This is a genomic window from Serratia sp. BNK-33-b (assembly GCF_048684565.1).
Classification (GTDB): Bacteria; Pseudomonadota; Gammaproteobacteria; order Enterobacterales; family Enterobacteriaceae; genus Serratia; species Serratia marcescens.
In genome coordinates this window covers 3,563,060-3,577,903 of sequence record NZ_JBLQTZ010000001.1, presented here as the reverse complement: position 1 = coordinate 3,577,903, position 14,844 = coordinate 3,563,060, and the positions used below count along the sequence as shown (strand labels likewise).

18 protein-coding genes and 1 riboswitch are annotated in these 14,844 nt (G+C 62.6%); of the genes, 15 read left to right on the top strand and 3 right to left on the bottom strand.

Annotation, left to right across the window (positions count from 1 at the left end; genetic code table 11):
- Positions 1–4 precede the first annotated feature (4 nt).
- Complete coding sequence (locus tag ACMGGK_RS17265; protein WP_143778703.1) at positions 5–280, top strand: metal/formaldehyde-sensitive transcriptional repressor; 276 nt, start codon at positions 5–7, stop codon at positions 278–280.
- A gap of 2 nt (positions 281–282) precedes the next feature.
- Positions 283–684 (top strand): YkvA family protein, encoded by a 402-nt coding sequence (locus tag ACMGGK_RS17260; protein ID WP_025301916.1) that lies wholly within the window; start codon positions 283–285, stop codon positions 682–684.
- Positions 685–688: 4 nt separating this feature from the next.
- Here ACMGGK_RS17260 and bioA read toward each other — a convergent pair whose 3' ends face one another.
- The gene (gene bioA, locus ACMGGK_RS17255; RefSeq protein ID WP_049299448.1) at positions 689–1,963 is read right to left on the bottom strand and encodes an adenosylmethionine--8-amino-7-oxononanoate transaminase; all 1,275 of its coding nucleotides are present in this window, start codon (positions 1,961–1,963) and stop codon (positions 689–691) included.
- A gap of 88 nt (positions 1,964–2,051) precedes the next feature.
- Between bioA and bioB the strand changes: the two genes are divergently transcribed.
- The 4 genes from bioB to bioD are packed head-to-tail and all read left to right on the top strand — an operon-like array spanning position 2,052 to position 5,658.
- Positions 2,052–3,089 (top strand): biotin synthase BioB, encoded by a 1,038-nt coding sequence (gene bioB, locus ACMGGK_RS17250; protein ID WP_028127661.1) that lies wholly within the window; start codon positions 2,052–2,054, stop codon positions 3,087–3,089.
- Positions 3,089–4,240: an 8-amino-7-oxononanoate synthase gene (gene bioF, locus ACMGGK_RS17245; RefSeq protein ID WP_016928688.1), complete on the top strand. Its 1,152-nt coding sequence runs from the start codon at positions 3,089–3,091 to the stop codon at positions 4,238–4,240. The genes bioB and bioF overlap by 1 nt, the downstream gene beginning before the upstream one ends.
- The gene (bioC, locus tag ACMGGK_RS17240; RefSeq protein ID WP_028128263.1) at positions 4,224–4,991 is read left to right on the top strand and encodes a malonyl-ACP O-methyltransferase BioC; all 768 of its coding nucleotides are present in this window, start codon (positions 4,224–4,226) and stop codon (positions 4,989–4,991) included. The genes bioF and bioC overlap by 17 nt, the downstream gene beginning before the upstream one ends.
- A complete protein-coding gene (gene bioD / locus ACMGGK_RS17235) occupies positions 4,984–5,658 on the top strand; it encodes a dethiobiotin synthase (protein WP_033641046.1) in 675 nt (224 codons plus the stop codon). The genes bioC and bioD overlap by 8 nt, the downstream gene beginning before the upstream one ends.
- Before the next feature lie 28 nt (positions 5,659–5,686).
- On the opposite strand, the gene ACMGGK_RS17230 is transcribed toward bioD, so the two are convergent.
- Positions 5,687–6,409 (bottom strand): ATP-binding cassette domain-containing protein, encoded by a 723-nt coding sequence (locus tag ACMGGK_RS17230; protein WP_016928685.1) that lies wholly within the window; start codon positions 6,407–6,409, stop codon positions 5,687–5,689.
- A 453-nt stretch (positions 6,410–6,862) separates the two neighbouring features.
- On the opposite strand from ACMGGK_RS17230, the gene ACMGGK_RS17225 reads away from it, so the two are divergent.
- The 3 genes from ACMGGK_RS17225 to ACMGGK_RS17215 all read left to right on the top strand — a co-directional run bounded on the left by ACMGGK_RS17225 (position 6,863) and on the right by ACMGGK_RS17215 (position 9,896).
- Positions 6,863–6,985 carry a hypothetical protein gene (locus tag ACMGGK_RS17225; protein ID WP_254925154.1) on the top strand — a complete coding sequence of 41 codons (123 nt, stop codon included), beginning with the start codon at positions 6,863–6,865 and terminating at the stop codon, positions 6,983–6,985.
- Positions 6,986–7,516: 531 nt separating this feature from the next.
- The gene (gene uvrB, locus ACMGGK_RS17220) at positions 7,517–9,529 is read left to right on the top strand and encodes an excinuclease ABC subunit UvrB (RefSeq protein WP_004939786.1); all 2,013 of its coding nucleotides are present in this window, start codon (positions 7,517–7,519) and stop codon (positions 9,527–9,529) included.
- A 100-nt stretch (positions 9,530–9,629) separates the two neighbouring features.
- Entirely contained in the window at positions 9,630–9,896 is a 267-nt protein-coding gene (locus tag ACMGGK_RS17215) for a VF530 family DNA-binding protein (protein WP_004939783.1), read from the top strand.
- Between the two features lie 6 nt (positions 9,897–9,902).
- Here the strand turns inward: ACMGGK_RS17215 and ACMGGK_RS17210 are convergent, their stop codons facing one another.
- Entirely contained in the window at positions 9,903–10,820 is a 918-nt protein-coding gene (locus ACMGGK_RS17210) for a gluconeogenesis factor YvcK family protein (protein WP_049203797.1), read from the bottom strand.
- Positions 10,821–11,080: 260 nt separating this feature from the next.
- Positions 11,081–11,225, top strand: a riboswitch (molybdenum cofactor riboswitch).
- Here ACMGGK_RS17210 and moaA point away from each other — a divergent pair.
- The 6 genes from moaA (at position 11,212) to ACMGGK_RS17180 (ending at position 14,774) form a co-directional block, all read left to right on the top strand.
- Positions 11,212–12,198, top strand: a complete 987-nt coding sequence (gene moaA / locus ACMGGK_RS17205; RefSeq protein WP_033641045.1) for a GTP 3',8-cyclase MoaA — start codon at positions 11,212–11,214, stop codon at positions 12,196–12,198. It overlaps the preceding riboswitch by 14 nt.
- Positions 12,199–12,222: 24 nt before the next feature.
- The gene (moaB, locus tag ACMGGK_RS17200; RefSeq protein WP_021503999.1) at positions 12,223–12,738 is read left to right on the top strand and encodes a molybdenum cofactor biosynthesis protein B; all 516 of its coding nucleotides are present in this window, start codon (positions 12,223–12,225) and stop codon (positions 12,736–12,738) included.
- 3 nt (positions 12,739–12,741) lie between these two features.
- The gene (gene moaC, locus ACMGGK_RS17195; protein ID WP_048794855.1) at positions 12,742–13,221 is read left to right on the top strand and encodes a cyclic pyranopterin monophosphate synthase MoaC; all 480 of its coding nucleotides are present in this window, start codon (positions 12,742–12,744) and stop codon (positions 13,219–13,221) included.
- Entirely contained in the window at positions 13,218–13,463 is a 246-nt protein-coding gene (moaD, locus tag ACMGGK_RS17190) for a molybdopterin synthase sulfur carrier subunit (RefSeq protein WP_049187156.1), read from the top strand. The genes moaC and moaD overlap by 4 nt, the downstream gene beginning before the upstream one ends.
- 2 nt (positions 13,464–13,465) lie before the next feature.
- Positions 13,466–13,933 carry a molybdopterin synthase catalytic subunit MoaE gene (gene moaE / locus ACMGGK_RS17185; protein WP_049299450.1) on the top strand — a complete coding sequence of 156 codons (468 nt, stop codon included), beginning with the start codon at positions 13,466–13,468 and terminating at the stop codon, positions 13,931–13,933.
- A gap of 130 nt (positions 13,934–14,063) precedes the next feature.
- Positions 14,064–14,774, top strand: coding sequence for a Bax inhibitor-1 family protein (locus ACMGGK_RS17180; RefSeq protein WP_004939761.1), 711 nt, complete (start codon positions 14,064–14,066; stop codon positions 14,772–14,774).
- Positions 14,775–14,844: the final 70 nt, after the last annotated feature.

Genomic DNA, 14,844 nt, shown 5'->3' with positions numbered 1-14,844 from the left:
AATAATGAGCCATACCCTCAGAGATCAAAAGAAGCTGTTGGCGCGGGTGCGCCGCATTAAAGGGCAGGCCGAAGCGCTGGAGCGCGCGCTGGAGAGCGGTGGCGAATGTTCTGCTGTTCTGCAGCAGATCGCGGCGGTGCGCGGCGCGGTCAACGGTTTAATGGCGCAGGTGCTGGAAGGGCATGTGCGCGAACATCTGGCTGCCGCGGACGCTACGCCGCGGCAGCGTGAGCAGGACATCGAGCAATTGATGACCGTTTTACGTTCTTATATGAAGTAATCATGATTTCACTGAAAAAACGCACGCCGTGGTTCGGCTGGTTGCGCCGTTGGGCCAAAGGCATCAAACGCGATATCTACGCGCTGTGGCTGGCCGCCCGTGATAAGCGCACCCCGTGGTACGCCAAGCTGATCGCGCTGCTGGTGGCCGGCTATGCGATCTCGCCAATCGATTTGATCCCGGATTTCATTCCGGTGCTGGGCTATCTGGACGATGTGATCATCGTGCCGTTGGGCATCATGCTGGCGGTGCGCCTGATCCCCAAACCGCTGATGGCCGAGCTGCGCGAGAAGGCGCAAAAGCGCGTCGATAACCCCACCGGCCGCATGGCGGCGGCGATGATCATTTTACTCTGGCTGCTGTGTCTGGGATTGCTGGCCCGCTATCTGGACCAGCATTGGTAAGGCATTAACGCGCGGCGGCGGCCACGGCGGCGGTCAGGCGGCTGAGCTGTTCCGCTTCGATGATGTAAGGCGGCATCAGGTAAATCAGTTTGCCGAATGGCCGGATCCATACCCCGCGCTCGACGAACCCGCGCTGCAGCTCGGCGACATCCACCGGTTCGCGCATCTCCACCACCCCAATCGCCCCCAGCACCCGCACGTCCGCCACCTTCGGCAGCGCCGCCAACGGCAGCAGTTCCCGCTTCAACTGGGCTTCGATGGCGCTCACCTGCGCCTGCCAGCGATTTTCCGCCAGCAGCGCCAGGCTGGCGTCCGCCACCGCACAGGCCAGCGGGTTGCCCATAAAGGTCGGCCCGTGCATAAAGCAGCCGGCCGCGCCGTTGCTGATGGTCTCCGCTACGTGGCGGGTGGTCAGGGTAGCGGACAGCGTCATGTAGCCGCCGGTCAGCGCCTTGCCCAGGCAGAGAATGTCCGGCACCACCTGCGCGTGTTCGCAGGCGAACAGCTTGCCGGTGCGGCCGAAGCCGGTGGCGATCTCGTCGGCGATCAGCAGCACCTGATGGCGATCGCACAGCTCGCGCACCCGCTTGAGGTAGGTTGGGTGGTAGATGCGCATGCCGCCGGCGCCTTGCACCACCGGTTCCAGGATCACCGCCGCCACTTCACCGGCGTGCTGCTCCAGCAGCGCGGCGAACGGCGCAATGTCCTCTTCGCGCCATTCCTCATCGAAGCGGCACTGCGGCGCGGTGGCGAACAGGTGCGGCGCCAGATAGCCCTGATAGAGGCTGTGCATCGAGTTGTCCGGATCGCAGACCGACATCGCGCCGAAGGTATCGCCGTGATAGCCGTGGCGCAGCGTCAGAATGCGCTGCCGGCGCTCGCCGCGCGCCTGCCAATACTGCAGCGCCATCTTCAGCGACACTTCCACCGCCACCGAACCGGAATCCGCCAGGAACACGCACTGCAGTGCTTCCGGCGTCATCGCCACCAGCCGACGGCACAGCGAGATGGCGGCCGGATGGGTGATGCCGCCGAACATCACGTGCGACATCTTCTCCAGTTGCTGACTGGCGGCCTGATTCAGACTCGGATGGTTGTACCCGTGGATCGCCGCCCACCAGGAGGACATGCCGTCCACCAGACGCCGGCCATCCGCCAGCTGCAGCTCGACGCCGCTGGCCGACTCGATCGGGTAACAGGGCAACGGGCGGCTCATGGAGGTGTAGGGGTGCCAGATATGGCGTTGGTCAAACGCCAGGTCGGAAGCGGTGACAGACATGCTTGTAAACCGAATTGAATTAAGATTGGTTGACAGTATATCCACAATATTTAAACTGGCGACACTTTTTCGTTTTGGAGACGCCATGATGGCCGATCGCATTCACTGGACAGTAGGGCAAGCCCAGGCCCTGTTTGATAAACCGCTGCTTGAACTGCTGTTCGAAGCGCAAACCGTACACCGCCGGCACTTCGACCCGCGTCAGGTGCAGGTCAGCACGCTGCTGTCGATCAAAACCGGCGCTTGCCCGGAAGACTGTAAATACTGCCCGCAGAGCTCACGCTACAAGACCGGCCTGGAGTCGGAGCGACTGATGCAGGTCGAGCAGGTGCTGGAATCGGCGCGCAAAGCCAAAGCGAACGGCTCGACCCGTTTTTGCATGGGCGCGGCCTGGAAGAACCCGCACGAGCGCGATATGCCTTATTTGCAGCAGATGGTGCAGGGCGTGAAAGCGATGGGCATGGAAACCTGCATGACGCTGGGCACGCTGGACGGCACTCAGGCCGAGCGGCTGGCGGAAGCCGGATTGGATTACTACAACCATAACCTCGACACCTCGCCGGAGTTCTACGGCAACATCATCACCACCCGCAGCTACCAGGAGCGTCTGGATACGCTCGACAAGGTGCGCGACGCCGGCATCAAAGTGTGCTCCGGCGGCATCGTCGGGCTGGGTGAAACGGTGCGCGACCGCGCTGGGCTGCTGGTGCAGCTGGCCAACCTGCCGAAACCGCCGGAGAGCGTGCCGATCAACATGCTGGTGAAGGTGAAAGGCACGCCGCTGGCGGATAATGACGACGTCGATCCGTTTGACTTCATCCGCACCATCGCGGTAGCGCGCATCATGATGCCATCCTCTTATGTCCGCCTTTCCGCCGGCCGTGAACAGATGAACGAACAGACGCAGGCGATGTGCTTCATGGCCGGCGCCAACTCTATCTTCTACGGTTGCAAGCTGCTGACCACGCCGAATCCGGAAGAAGATAAGGATCTGCAGCTGTTCCGCAAGCTGGGATTGAACCCGCAGCAGACCGCCACCGAACACGGCGACAACCAGCAACAGCAGGTGCTGGCCAAGCAACTGCTGAACGCCGATACCGCCGAGTTTTACAACGCGGCGCCGTGATGAGCTGGCCACAACGCATCGAGCAGGCGCTGGCGGAGCGGCGCTTCAACGCCGCCTACCGTCGGCGACAGGCCACCGAGGGCGGCAACGGCCGCCAGATCCGGCTCGGCGATCGTCTCTATCTGAACTTCTCCGGTAACGACTACCTGGGGCTGAGCCAGGATGCGCGGGTGATCGCCGCCTGGCAGCAGGGCGCGCAGCGTTACGGCGTCGGCAGCGGCGGTTCGGGCCACGTCACCGGCTTTAGCGTGGCGCATCAGGCGCTGGAAGAGCAACTGGCGGCGTGGCTCGGCTATCCGCGCGCGCTGCTGTTCATCTCCGGTTACGCCGCCAACCAAGCGGTGCTGGCGGCGTTGATGCAGAAGGGCGATCGCATTTTGGCCGATCGCCTCAGCCACGCTTCGCTGCTGGAGGCGGCGGCGCAGTCGCCGGCCGAGCTGCGCCGGTTCCAGCACAATCAGCCGCAGGCTTTGGCGGATTTGCTGGCCAAACCCTGCGACGGGCAGCGGCTGGCGGTGACCGAAGGGGTGTTCAGCATGGACGGCGACGGCGCGCCATTGGCGGAACTGTACCGCTTAACCCGCGCGGCGGGCGCCTGGCTGATGGTGGACGATGCCCACGGCGTCGGCGTGCGCGGCGAGCAAGGCCGCGGCAGCTGCTGGCAGCAGGGCGTGCGCCCTGAACTGCTGGTGGCGACCTTCGGCAAGGCGTTCGGCGTCAGCGGCGCGGCGGTGCTGTGCGATGAGGCGACCGCCGAATATCTGCTGCAGTTCGCCCGCCATCTGATTTACAGCACCGCGATGCCGCCGGCGCAGGCCTGCGCGCTGCAGGCGGCGCTGGCCTGCATTCAAGAGGGCGATGAACTGCGCGCCCGGCTGCAGGACAATATTCGCCGTTTCCGCCAGGGCGCGGCGCCGTTGGCGCTGACCCTGACGGACTCCGACACCGCCATCCAGCCGCTGCTGGTGGGTGACAATCAACGCGCGCTCGATCTGGCGACCCGCCTGCGCGAGCGGGGGCTGTGGGTGAGCGCCATCCGTCCGCCGACGGTGCCGCCGGGCGGCGCGCGACTGCGCATTACCCTGACGGCGGCGCACCAGCCGCAGGACATCGATCGCCTGCTGGAGGTATTGCATGACGTCAGCCAATGACAGGGTGAACAAACAGGCGGTCGCCTCGGCCTTCAGCCGCGCGGCCGGCAGCTACGACGCCGCCGCCGCGCTGCAGCGTGACGTTGGCGAGCGCTTACTGGGGATGGGGAGTTCCCACCCGGGCGAACGGCTGCTGGACGCCGGCTGCGGCACCGGCTATTTCAGCCGTATGTGGCGTGAGCGCGGCAAGCAGGTGACCGCGCTCGATCTGGCGCCGGGGATGTTGGCGTTCGCCCGTCAGCAACAGGCGGCGCACCATTATCTGCTGGGCGATATCGAACAGGTGCCACTGCCCGACGCGGCGATGGACATCTGTTTCAGCAGCCTGGTAGTGCAGTGGTGCAGCGATCTGCCCGCCGCGCTGGCGGAGCTGTATCGCGTGACCCGTCCCGGCGGCGTGATCCTGTTTTCCACGCTGGCGGCGGGCTCGCTGCAGGAATTGGGGGACGCCTGGCAACAGGTGGACGGCGAACGTCACGTGAACGCCTTTTTGCCGTTGACGCAGATCCGCGCCGCCTGCGCTGCCTATCGACACGAGCTGGTGACGGAATTACGCACCCTGAACTACCCGGACGTGATGACGCTGATGCGTTCGCTCAAGGGTATCGGGGCGACGCATTTGCATCAGGGGCGCGAGGGCGGCCTGATGTCGCGCGGCCGTCTCGCCGCGTTGCAGGCGGCTTACCCGTGCCGGCAGGGGCAGTTCCCGCTCAGCTATCATCTGGCTTATGGAGTGATTTATCGTGATTAAACGTTGGTTCGTGACCGGCACCGACACCGAAGTGGGGAAAACCGTCGCCAGCAGCGCCTTGCTGCAGGCCGCCAACCGGGCGGGCTACCGCAGCGCCGGCTATAAGCCGGTGGCCTCCGGCAGCGAGATGACCGCCGAGGGGCTGCGCAACGGCGACGCGCTGGCGCTGCAGGCCAACAGCGGCGTGGCGCTGGATTACGACGAAGTGAACCCTTACGTTTTTGCCGAACCGACCTCGCCGCATATCGTCAGCGCCGATGAAGGCCGGCCGATCGACGCGGCGCGGCTGTCCGACGGCCTGCGCCGGCTGGAGCAGCGCGCCGACTGGGTGCTGGTCGAGGGCGCCGGCGGGTGGTTTACTCCGCTGTCGGCGGAGTACACCTTCGCCGACTGGGTACGGCAGGAGCAACTGCCGGTGATCCTGGTGGTGGGCATCAAACTGGGGTGCATCAACCACGCGGTGCTGACGGCGCAGGCGGTGCAACAGGCGGGGCTGACGCTGGCCGGTTGGATCGCCAACGACGTGACGCCGCCGGGGCGGCGGCATCAGGAATACCTGGCCACGCTGCGCCGCATGCTGCCGGCGCCGCTGCTGGGCGAAATCCCGCACCTGCCGCAGGCCGAACGGGCGCGGTTGGGGCAGTATCTGGATATCAGCCTGCTATAAACAAACGCCCCATGAGGGGGATTCCCCCTCATCTTCCTTCCTGTCCCGCCAGCCCGGCGCCGATCAGCGCCTCATCCAGCTGCGCCAGCGCGCCGTGCGCCACGGTGCGCCCGCTATCCAACAGGCAAAAGCGGTCCGCCACCCGGCGCACGAACGGCAACTGATGCTCTACCAGCAAAATGGTCATGCCCAACTCATAGTTGAGCCTGCGGATCACGTTGCCGATGTCGGCGGCGATCGAGGGAGGCACGCCCGCCGTGGGTTCGTCGAGGATCAGCAGCGCCGGCTCCTGCGCCAGCGCACGACCGATCGCCAACTGGCGCTGGGCGCCTTCGCACAGATCGCCGGCGCGGCGGGTACGCATCTGGCGCAAATTGGGAAACAGGCTGTAGATCAGCGGCGGAATGCGGCGAGGGGCGCCGCGCACGGCCATCTGCGCCACCTGCAGATTCTCTTCCACGCTCAGCTGCGAGAAGAGTTGCCGCCCTTGCGGGACGTGGCTGATGCCCAGTGCCGCGCGGCGCTCCATCGGTTGCAGCAGCAGGTTTTGCGGCGGTTGATCCGCCGGCTGCCAGGTCATGCTGCCGCTCACCACCGGCAAATGCCCCATGATGCAGTTGACCAGCGTGGTCTTGCCCACGCCGTTGCGCCCGAGCAGCACGGTGCACTGGCCGCGCGGCAGCTCCAGGTTGATGTCCCACAGGGTGTGGTTTTGACCGTAGAATTGATTGACCGATCTCAGGCTCAGCATTTGGCATTCTCCTCATAGACGCTCGTTTCACTCGTTGGCGGGGGACAGCAAAGGCCGCATGCGCGGCGAATTTCCCGAGTGTGGCAATGTCTGGAACAAGATGCCGTCCGTCCAATGAGCCAGAGCAAGGTCTGCGGTGGACGGAATGACAGTCAATATGTCGTTAAAAACGACGCTTGTGACGACTTGGTGTCGTTCTTGCGCTTTTACAGGCGATAGCACCGCGAGGGGTACACGCTGCGGCTGGCAGCGCATCACGCTGTCGAACCGCATTTATACGCAGGAAGATAAAGCAACTCTCAGGCCAGTTTTACCGCCGGGTGAAAACGGGGATTGTTATCGCCTTGTTAACCGCTGGTCAGGCCTGACGCGCGCTGCCGTGACAGCCTGAAAATACGCGGGGAAGTTAACCCGGACGTTTTTTGCACTCTTGTGGTGCTCTTCGGTGAGGGCATGGTGCAAGGCATTGCGCCGCCGTCAAGCGCGATCCGCGAGAAAGGGGCCGATGCGATTTTGGCAATGGGGATTTTTAGTATTAATCGGCATAAACAAAGCGATATTTTTATGAAAAAATAACTAAAAAAGCCATTTTGGCGAGTGTAAAGGGCGAAAAGCTTTCTTTCTGTAACTCCCGCCCCGGGCGGGGCGGTGAGAGTTATCCACTATTCCTGTGGATAACCTTGTGCATTAGATTTAGAAAAACGCTGTAAAGCGAGAGCGGACGCGGGTTCTGTTCGCTTTGCCCGCATTCTCGTCTTTTTATTAAATATCTTATATATCAATAGATTAATTAAAATCAAGACGCAGGGGTATTGATCAGGCCTCTATGTATGATTTTTCGACGCGGTGCTATCAATAAGTTAATTCGCGGCAAGTTCTGGGGATAAATCTGTTATTGACAATAAAAATGTCACCCCGCTGTAACGTCACGGTGCAACGGCATTGCCGCAGTGCCGGGCGCGGCGACGAATCCGCTTGAAGCTGGTTTTATATCCAGTATCATGGGCACTGGCGCAAATCGCCGACACTTTCCATAATTAGGGGCTATGTCCGGCGCAGAGCCGGCTGGCCGCCTGAGCGCGCGCATCTCCACAGGGTAGCCGAGCAATGAGTAAACTTTTCAAACTGCATTCCGAGTTCAAACCGGCCGGCGATCAGCCGGAAGCCATCCGCAAGCTGGAAGAGGGGCTGGAAGACGGCCTGGCGCACCAGACGCTGCTGGGGGTCACCGGTTCGGGCAAGACGTTCACCATCGCCAACGTGATAGCCGATCTGAATCGGCCGACCATGGTGCTGGCGCCGAACAAGACGCTGGCGGCGCAGCTGTACGGCGAGATGAAAGCGTTTTTCCCGGAGAATGCGGTGGAGTACTTCGTCTCCTACTACGACTACTACCAGCCGGAAGCCTACGTGCCCAGCTCCGACACCTTCATTGAAAAAGACGCTTCGGTGAACGAGCACATCGAGCAGATGCGTCTTTCCGCCACCAAGGCGCTGCTGGAGCGGCGCGACGTGGTGGTGGTGGCGTCGGTGTCGGCGATCTACGGCCTGGGCGATCCGGATCTTTACCTGAAGATGATGCTGCATCTGACCCAGGGGATGATCATCGATCAGCGCTCCATTTTGCGCCGCCTGGCGGAGCTGCAGTATTCCCGCAACGATCAGGCTTTCCAGCGCGCCACCTTCCGCGTGCGCGGCGAGGTGATCGATATCTTCCCGGCGGAATCGGACGAGCTGGCGTTGCGCGTCGAGCTGTTCGACGAAGAAGTGGAGCGGTTGTCGCTGTTCGATCCGCTGACCGGCCAGATTGAACAGGTGGTGCCGCGTTTTACCATCTACCCGAAATCGCACTACGTGACGCCGCGCGAGCGGATCATGCAGGCGATGGAAGAGATCAAGGTCGATCTGGCGGACCGCCGCAAGGTGCTGCTGGCCAACAACAAGCTGCTGGAAGAGCAGCGCCTGACGCAGCGCACCCAGTTCGATCTGGAGATGATGAACGAGCTGGGCTACTGCTCGGGCATCGAAAACTACTCGCGCTACCTTTCCGGGCGCGCCGAGGGCGAGCCGCCGCCGACGCTGTTCGACTACCTGCCGGCGGACGGCCTGCTGGTGGTCGACGAATCCCACGTGACCATTCCGCAGATTGGCGCGATGTTCAAGGGCGACCGCGCGCGCAAGGAAACGCTGGTGGAGTACGGCTTTCGTCTGCCGTCGGCGCTGGACAACCGCCCCTTGCGCTTCGAGGAGTTCGAGGCGTTGGCGCCGCAGACCATCTATGTTTCCGCCACGCCGGGCAAATATGAGCTGGAGAAATCCGGCGGCGATCTGATCGATCAGGTGGTGCGGCCGACCGGGTTGCTGGATCCGATCGTGGAAGTGCGGCCGGTCGCCACCCAGGTGGACGATCTGCTCTCCGAGATCCGCAAGCGCGCGGCGATCAACGAGCGCGTGCTGGTGACCACCCTGACCAAACGCATGGCGGAAGACCTGACCGAATACCTGGAAGAGCATGGCGAGCGCGTGCGCTACCTGCACTCGGATATCGATACCGTGGAACGGGTCGAAATCATTCGTGACCTGCGTCTGGGCGAGTTCGACGTGCTGGTGGGCATCAACCTGTTGCGTGAGGGGCTCGACATGCCTGAGGTGTCGCTGGTGGCGATTCTGGACGCCGACAAGGAAGGCTTCCTGCGTTCCGAACGTTCGCTGATCCAGACCATCGGCCGCGCGGCGCGTAACCTGAACGGCAAGGCGATCCTGTATGGCGATCGCATCACCGATTCGATGGCCAAGGCGATCGGTGAAACCGAGCGGCGCCGTGCCAAGCAGCAGGCCTATAACGAAGCCAACGGCATCGTGCCGCAGGGGCTGAACAAGAAGATCGGCGATATTCTGCAGATCGGCCAGCCGGTCAACCGCGCCAAGGGGAAAGGCAGGAGCAAGGCGGCGGACGGCGGCGCTCAGCTGCAGAACCTCACGCCGAAAGCGCTGGATCAGAAAATCCGCGATCTGGAGGCGCAGATGTACACCCATGCGCAGAACCTGGAGTTTGAGCAGGCGGCTGCGCTGCGCGACGAGATCCACCAGCTGCGCGAGCAGTTCATCGCGATTTCCTGACCGTTGGACGGCGCCCGCGCCGTGGGCGTCAAAATTCCTTGTCGGCCGCGCCAAAGCTGTTATGGTGTGCGGCCCGATTTGACCACGAAGAGTACCGAACATGAGCCAACACCAGTCTAAAGACCCGCTGCACGGCGTGACGCTGGAGCAACTGCTGAATAAACTGGTGGATCACTACGGTTGGTCCGAACTGGGCGCGCGCATTCGCATCAACTGCTTCCGCAGCGATCCGAGCATCAAGTCCAGCCTGAAGTTTTTGCGTCGCACGCCCTGGGCGCGCAAAGAGGTGGAAGATCTGTATATCGATATGGTCAGCCATCCCGCCCCGGCCAGCGATAATCCCTGGCTGCGTGGGCGAGACGGTTAAATTCGGTCAGCGGCGGGCGGCCAGCCCCACCAGCGCGTGATCCAGCGCCTGGCGCAGCAGTTGGCGATCGTGGCGGTAGGGGATGTCGCTCGCTTCCAGCGGCTGTTGAATCACCACCCGATCCTGCACTTCACTGGCGTCCACCGCCGGGCCGACGATCAGCGCATCGATCATCCGGCGGCCGATCTTCTCTTCCATCAGCGTCAGCTTATCCTTTAACGACAGCGCCGCGGCGGCCACGCTCAGCTCGCGGCCGAGGTTGCCGATATAGATCATGCTGGCGCTGCTGCGGCGCAGCGCCTGGGTGAGATCGTCCAGCAGCAGCAGCGGCATCAGGCTGGTGAGAAAGCTGCCCGGCCCGATCAGGATCACGTCGGCTTGCGCGATGGCGTCCAGCGCTTCGCGCGTGGCGTTGACCGGGGGCGACAGCATCAGCTCCTGCGGCATGTGGGCCAGTTGATCGACATTCACTTCACCGTAAACGTGATTGCCTTCGTGATCGTGCGCCATCAAATCCACCGGCTGCTCCGACATCGGGATCAGCGCCGCATCCACCTTCAGCAAGCTGCGCACCAGATTGATCGCTTCCAGCGGGCGCACGCTCAGGTGATCCAGCGCTTTCAGCATCAGGTTGCCCAGGTTATGGCCGGCCAGCTCACCGTTGCCGCTGAAACGGTATTCGAACATCGCCGAGGCGACGCTCGGTTCGGTGATCAGCTGGTTGAGACAGTTGCGGGTATCGCCCCAGGCAATGCCGCCTTCCGAACGGCGGATGCGGCCGGTGGAACCGCCGTTGTCGGTGGTGGTGACGATGCCGGTCAGGCGGGAGCCTAAGGACGACAGAGCCGACATCACACGGCCCAGGCCGTGTCCGCCGCCCAACGCCACCACGCGGTCGAGATCGGCCAGGGTACGATTACGCATAAATTTCCTTACAAAGGGGCTGAACTGCCCGCATAAGGTAGCGGATCCGGCATAAAAACGCGATAAAGAGTGTCATTTGCGTGATTCTGGTCAATTCGTCCACGCAAGCGATGTTTATCATGGTTTACCCGAATAGACGGCGTCTAAAAACGCTGTATAGACAATTATATAGCGAATTAACGCGTTGGCTATCGTTGCCGATTAGCGCTAGAATTCTGCTGAAAACCACGGTTTCATTCCGGCTACTCAAGGTAGCGGGAAGAGAAATCAAACTCCTAGCCCCTGCGCCTACGTTGTTCATCCGGAACGATATGGCGCCTGGGCCGTGGCGAAGTCAGCCACCAGGGTGCAGAGGGGAAACGCTCGCATCTCCCGACTTTGGAAAGGTGTTATGGTACCGCAACTCATTGATGCTTATGAGCGCAAGTTCTATTACCTGCGCTTGTCGATCACCGACGTGTGCAACTTTCGTTGCACCTATTGTCTGCCCGACGGCTACAAGCCGAGCGGCAGCCCGAAAAGCTTCCTGTCGCTGGATGAAATCCGCCGCGTCAGCCGCGCGTTCGCCGAACTGGGCACCGAAAAGGTGCGCCTGACCGGCGGCGAGCCTTCGCTGCGCCGCGACTTTACCGAGATCATCGCCGCCGTGCGGGAAAATCCGGCCATTCGCACGCTGGCGGTCACCACCAACGGCTACCGTCTGGCGCGCGACGTCGCCGCCTGGCGTGACGCCGGTCTGACGGCGATCAACGTCAGCATCGACAGCCTGGATCCCCGTCAGTTTCACGCCATCACCGGTCAGGACAAGTTCCGCCAGGTGATGGACGGCATCGACGCCGCCTTTAGCGCCGGTTTCAGCAAGGTCAAGGTCAACGCCGTGCTGATGCGCGACGTCAATCACCAGCAGCTCGGCGCCTTTCTCGCCTGGATCAAGGATCGGCCGATCCAGCTGCGTTTTATCGAACTGATGGAAACCGGCGAGGGCGGCGAGCTGTTTCGCAAACACCACGTTTCCGGCGAAGTGATTCGCCGGCAGCTGGAACAGCAGGGCTGGCAGCGCCAGGCGCGCGGCCGCAGCGACGGCCCGGCGCAGGTGTTCAGCCACCCGGACTACCAGGGTGAGGTGGGTCTTATCATGCCGTATGAAAAAGACTTCTGCGCCAGCTGCAACCGGCTGCGCGTTTCTTCCATCGGCAATCTGCACCTGTGCCTGTTCGGCGAGCAGGGGGTGCCCCTGCGCGATCTGCTGGCGGACGACGGCCAGCTCGATGCGCTGAAGGCGCGCATCCAGAGCGGGCTGCTGAGCAAGAAGCAGACCCATTTCCTGCATCAGGGCAACAGCGGGATCACCCAGAACCTGTCGTTTATCGGCGGCTGACAGCCAATAGGAGCCTATTGAACCATGAGCCATGCGAGCAGCGAGTTTATTGCGGCACATATCGCCATCCTGACCGTGTCCGACAGCCGCGGCGCGGCGGAAGACACCTCCGGCCAATATCTGCAGGACGCGGCGCGGGAAGCCGGCCATCAGGTGGTGGATCGCGCCATCGTCAAAGATGACATTTACCAGATCCGCGCGCGGGTTTCCGCGTGGATTGCCGATGACAACGTGCAGGCGGTGCTGATCACCGGCGGCACCGGTTTTACCGCGCGCGACAACACGCCGGAAGCGCTGTTGCCGCTGTTCGACAGAGAGGTGGAAGGGTTCGGCGAACTGTTCCGCATGGTGTCGTACGAAGAGATCGGCACCGCGACGATCCAGTCGCGCGCGCTGGCCGGCCTGGCCAACCGCACGGTGATTTTCGCCATGCCGGGCTCCACCCGCGCCTGCCGCACCGCCTGGGAGCGGATTATCGAAGAGCAGTTGGACGCGCGCCATCGCCCGTGCAACTTCCAGCCCCATTTGAAGAAGCCCTGAGTCATGACACAGCTAACCCACATTAACGCCGCCGGCGAAGCCCATATGGTTGACGTTTCCGCCAAGGCCGAAACGGTGCGCGAGGCGCGCGCCGAAGCCTTCGTCGAGATGCTGCCCGCCACGCTGGCGATGATCGTCGACGGCAGCCATCACAAGGGCGACGTGTTCGCCACGGCGCGCATCGCCGGCATTCAGGCGGCCAAACGCACCTGGGAACTGATCCCGCTGTGCCACCCGCTGATGTTGAGCAAAGTCGAAGTGCAGCTGGAGGCGCAGACGCAGCACAGCCGGGTGCGCATCGAAACCTGCTGCCGGCTGACCGGCAAAACCGGCGTCGAGATGGAGGCGCTGACCGCCGCCTCGGTGGCGGCATTGACCATCTATGACATGTGCAAAGCGGTACAGAAAGACATGGTGATCGGCCCGGTGCGCCTGCTGGCGAAAAGCGGCGGCAAATCCGGCGATTTTAAGGTGAACGCATGATCGATATTCTTTTCTTCGCGCAGGTGCGCGAACTGGTGGGCACCGGCACGCTGTCGATGCCGGCGGATTACCCGACCGTCGAGGCGCTGCGCCAGGCGCTGTGCGCGCGCGGCGATCGCTGGGCGCTGGCGCTGGAGTCCGGCAAGCTGTTGGCGGCGGTCAATCAGTCGCTGGTGGCGGCGGATCATCCGCTGCGCGCCGGCGATGAGGTGGCCTTCTTCCCGCCGGTCACCGGGGGGTAAGCATGGAAAACACCCGCATTCGCGTGGGCGAAGCGCCGTTCAACGTCGGCGACGAGTATCAGTGGCTGGCGCAGTGTGACGCCGACGGCGCGGTGGTGACCTTCACCGGCAAGGTGCGCAACCATAACCTCGGGGACGACGTCAGCGCGCTGACGCTGGAACACTACCCCGGCATGACCGAGAAGGCGCTGGCGGAGATCGTGGCCGAGGCGCGCAGCCGCTGGCCGCTGCAGCGCGTGACGGTGATCCACCGCGTCGGCGCGTTGTATCCCGGCGACGAGATCGTGTTCGTTGGCGTGACCGGCGCGCACCGCAGCATGGCGTTCGCCGCCAGCGAGTTCATCATGGACTACCTGAAGACCCGAGCGCCTTTCTGGAAGCGCGAAGCCACCGGCCAGGGCGATCGTTGGGTGGACGCCCGCGACAGCGATCGCGAGGCGGCGCAGCGCTGGCAAAAAGCGGCTAAATAGCGCGTCAACAGCGGAAACAAATCAAGACCTTTGCCGCTTTCGCGCGGCCTATTCTGTGGTACGCTTATAGCAGGCGAAGCCCCGTTCGCGGGGCTTCGGAATCTTGTTTACAACGCAAAAGGTAACCGTCATGGACCGATATCCACGCTCTAATGGTTCAATCGTCGAACGTGCCAACAGCGGCATTCAGGCCTACATGGCGCAGGTTTACGGCTGGATGACCTGCGGTCTGCTGCTGACGGCGTTCGTTTCCTGGTATGCGGCCAATACGCCCGCGATCCTCAACTTCATCTTCTCCAGCCAGATCACCTTCTTCGGTCTGATCATCGCCCAGTTGGCGCTGGTGTTCGTGATTTCCGGCATGGTCAACCGCCTGAGCGGCGCGGTGGCCACCTCGCTGTTCATGCTGTACTCGGCGCTGACCGGGCTGACGCTGTCGAGCATCTTCATCGCTTATACCTACAGCTCGATCGCCAGCACCTTCGTGGTCACCGCCGGCATGTTCGGCGCGATGAGCCTGTACGGCTACACCACCAAGCGCGATCTGAGCGGCTTCGGCAGCATGCTGTTCATGGCGCTGATCGGCATCGTGCTGGCCTCGTTGGTGAACATCTGGCTGAAAAGCACTGCGCTGATGTGGGCGATTACCTACATTGGGGTGGTGGTGTTCGTCGGTCTGACCGCGTACGACACGCAAAAACTCAAGGCGATGGGTGAGCAGCTGAACGCCGATGATAAAGACGGCTTCCGCAAGTACGCCATCGTCGGTGCGCTGACGCTGTATCTCGACTTCATCAACCTGTTCCTGATGTTGCTGCGTATCTTCGGCAACCGCCGCTAAATCCGTCGTCTTTCAAGCAGTCGCTTGAAATCCAAAGGACTTAACAGGCTCTGCATGTGACATGCAGAGC

What these genes read in the sequence shown, in the direction of transcription:
- ACMGGK_RS17265 (WP_143778703.1), top strand. Translation starts at nt 5, where the DNA reads ATGAGCCATACCCTCAGAGATCAAAAGAAGCTGTTGGCGCGGGTGCGC.
- ACMGGK_RS17260 (WP_025301916.1), top strand. Translation starts at nt 283, where the DNA reads ATGATTTCACTGAAAAAACGCACGCCGTGGTTCGGCTGGTTGCGCCGT.
- bioA (WP_049299448.1), bottom strand. Translation starts at nt 1,963, where the DNA reads ATGTCTGTCACCGCTTCCGACCTGGCGTTTGACCAACGCCATATCTGG.
- bioB (WP_028127661.1), top strand. Translation starts at nt 2,052, where the DNA reads ATGGCCGATCGCATTCACTGGACAGTAGGGCAAGCCCAGGCCCTGTTT.
- bioF (WP_016928688.1), top strand. Translation starts at nt 3,089, where the DNA reads ATGAGCTGGCCACAACGCATCGAGCAGGCGCTGGCGGAGCGGCGCTTC.
- bioC (WP_028128263.1), top strand. Translation starts at nt 4,224, where the DNA reads ATGACGTCAGCCAATGACAGGGTGAACAAACAGGCGGTCGCCTCGGCC.
- ACMGGK_RS17230 (WP_016928685.1), bottom strand. Translation starts at nt 6,409, where the DNA reads ATGCTGAGCCTGAGATCGGTCAATCAATTCTACGGTCAAAACCACACC.
- ACMGGK_RS17225 (WP_254925154.1), top strand. Translation starts at nt 6,863, where the DNA reads ATGGTGCAAGGCATTGCGCCGCCGTCAAGCGCGATCCGCGAGAAAGGG.
- uvrB (WP_004939786.1), top strand. Translation starts at nt 7,517, where the DNA reads ATGAGTAAACTTTTCAAACTGCATTCCGAGTTCAAACCGGCCGGCGAT.
- ACMGGK_RS17215 (WP_004939783.1), top strand. Translation starts at nt 9,630, where the DNA reads ATGAGCCAACACCAGTCTAAAGACCCGCTGCACGGCGTGACGCTGGAG.
- ACMGGK_RS17210 (WP_049203797.1), bottom strand. Translation starts at nt 10,820, where the DNA reads ATGCGTAATCGTACCCTGGCCGATCTCGACCGCGTGGTGGCGTTGGGC.
- moaA (WP_033641045.1), top strand. Translation starts at nt 11,212, where the DNA reads ATGGTACCGCAACTCATTGATGCTTATGAGCGCAAGTTCTATTACCTG.
- moaB (WP_021503999.1), top strand. Translation starts at nt 12,223, where the DNA reads ATGAGCCATGCGAGCAGCGAGTTTATTGCGGCACATATCGCCATCCTG.
- moaC (WP_048794855.1), top strand. Translation starts at nt 12,742, where the DNA reads ATGACACAGCTAACCCACATTAACGCCGCCGGCGAAGCCCATATGGTT.
- moaD (WP_049187156.1), top strand. Translation starts at nt 13,218, where the DNA reads ATGATCGATATTCTTTTCTTCGCGCAGGTGCGCGAACTGGTGGGCACC.
- moaE (WP_049299450.1), top strand. Translation starts at nt 13,466, where the DNA reads ATGGAAAACACCCGCATTCGCGTGGGCGAAGCGCCGTTCAACGTCGGC.
- ACMGGK_RS17180 (WP_004939761.1), top strand. Translation starts at nt 14,064, where the DNA reads ATGGACCGATATCCACGCTCTAATGGTTCAATCGTCGAACGTGCCAAC.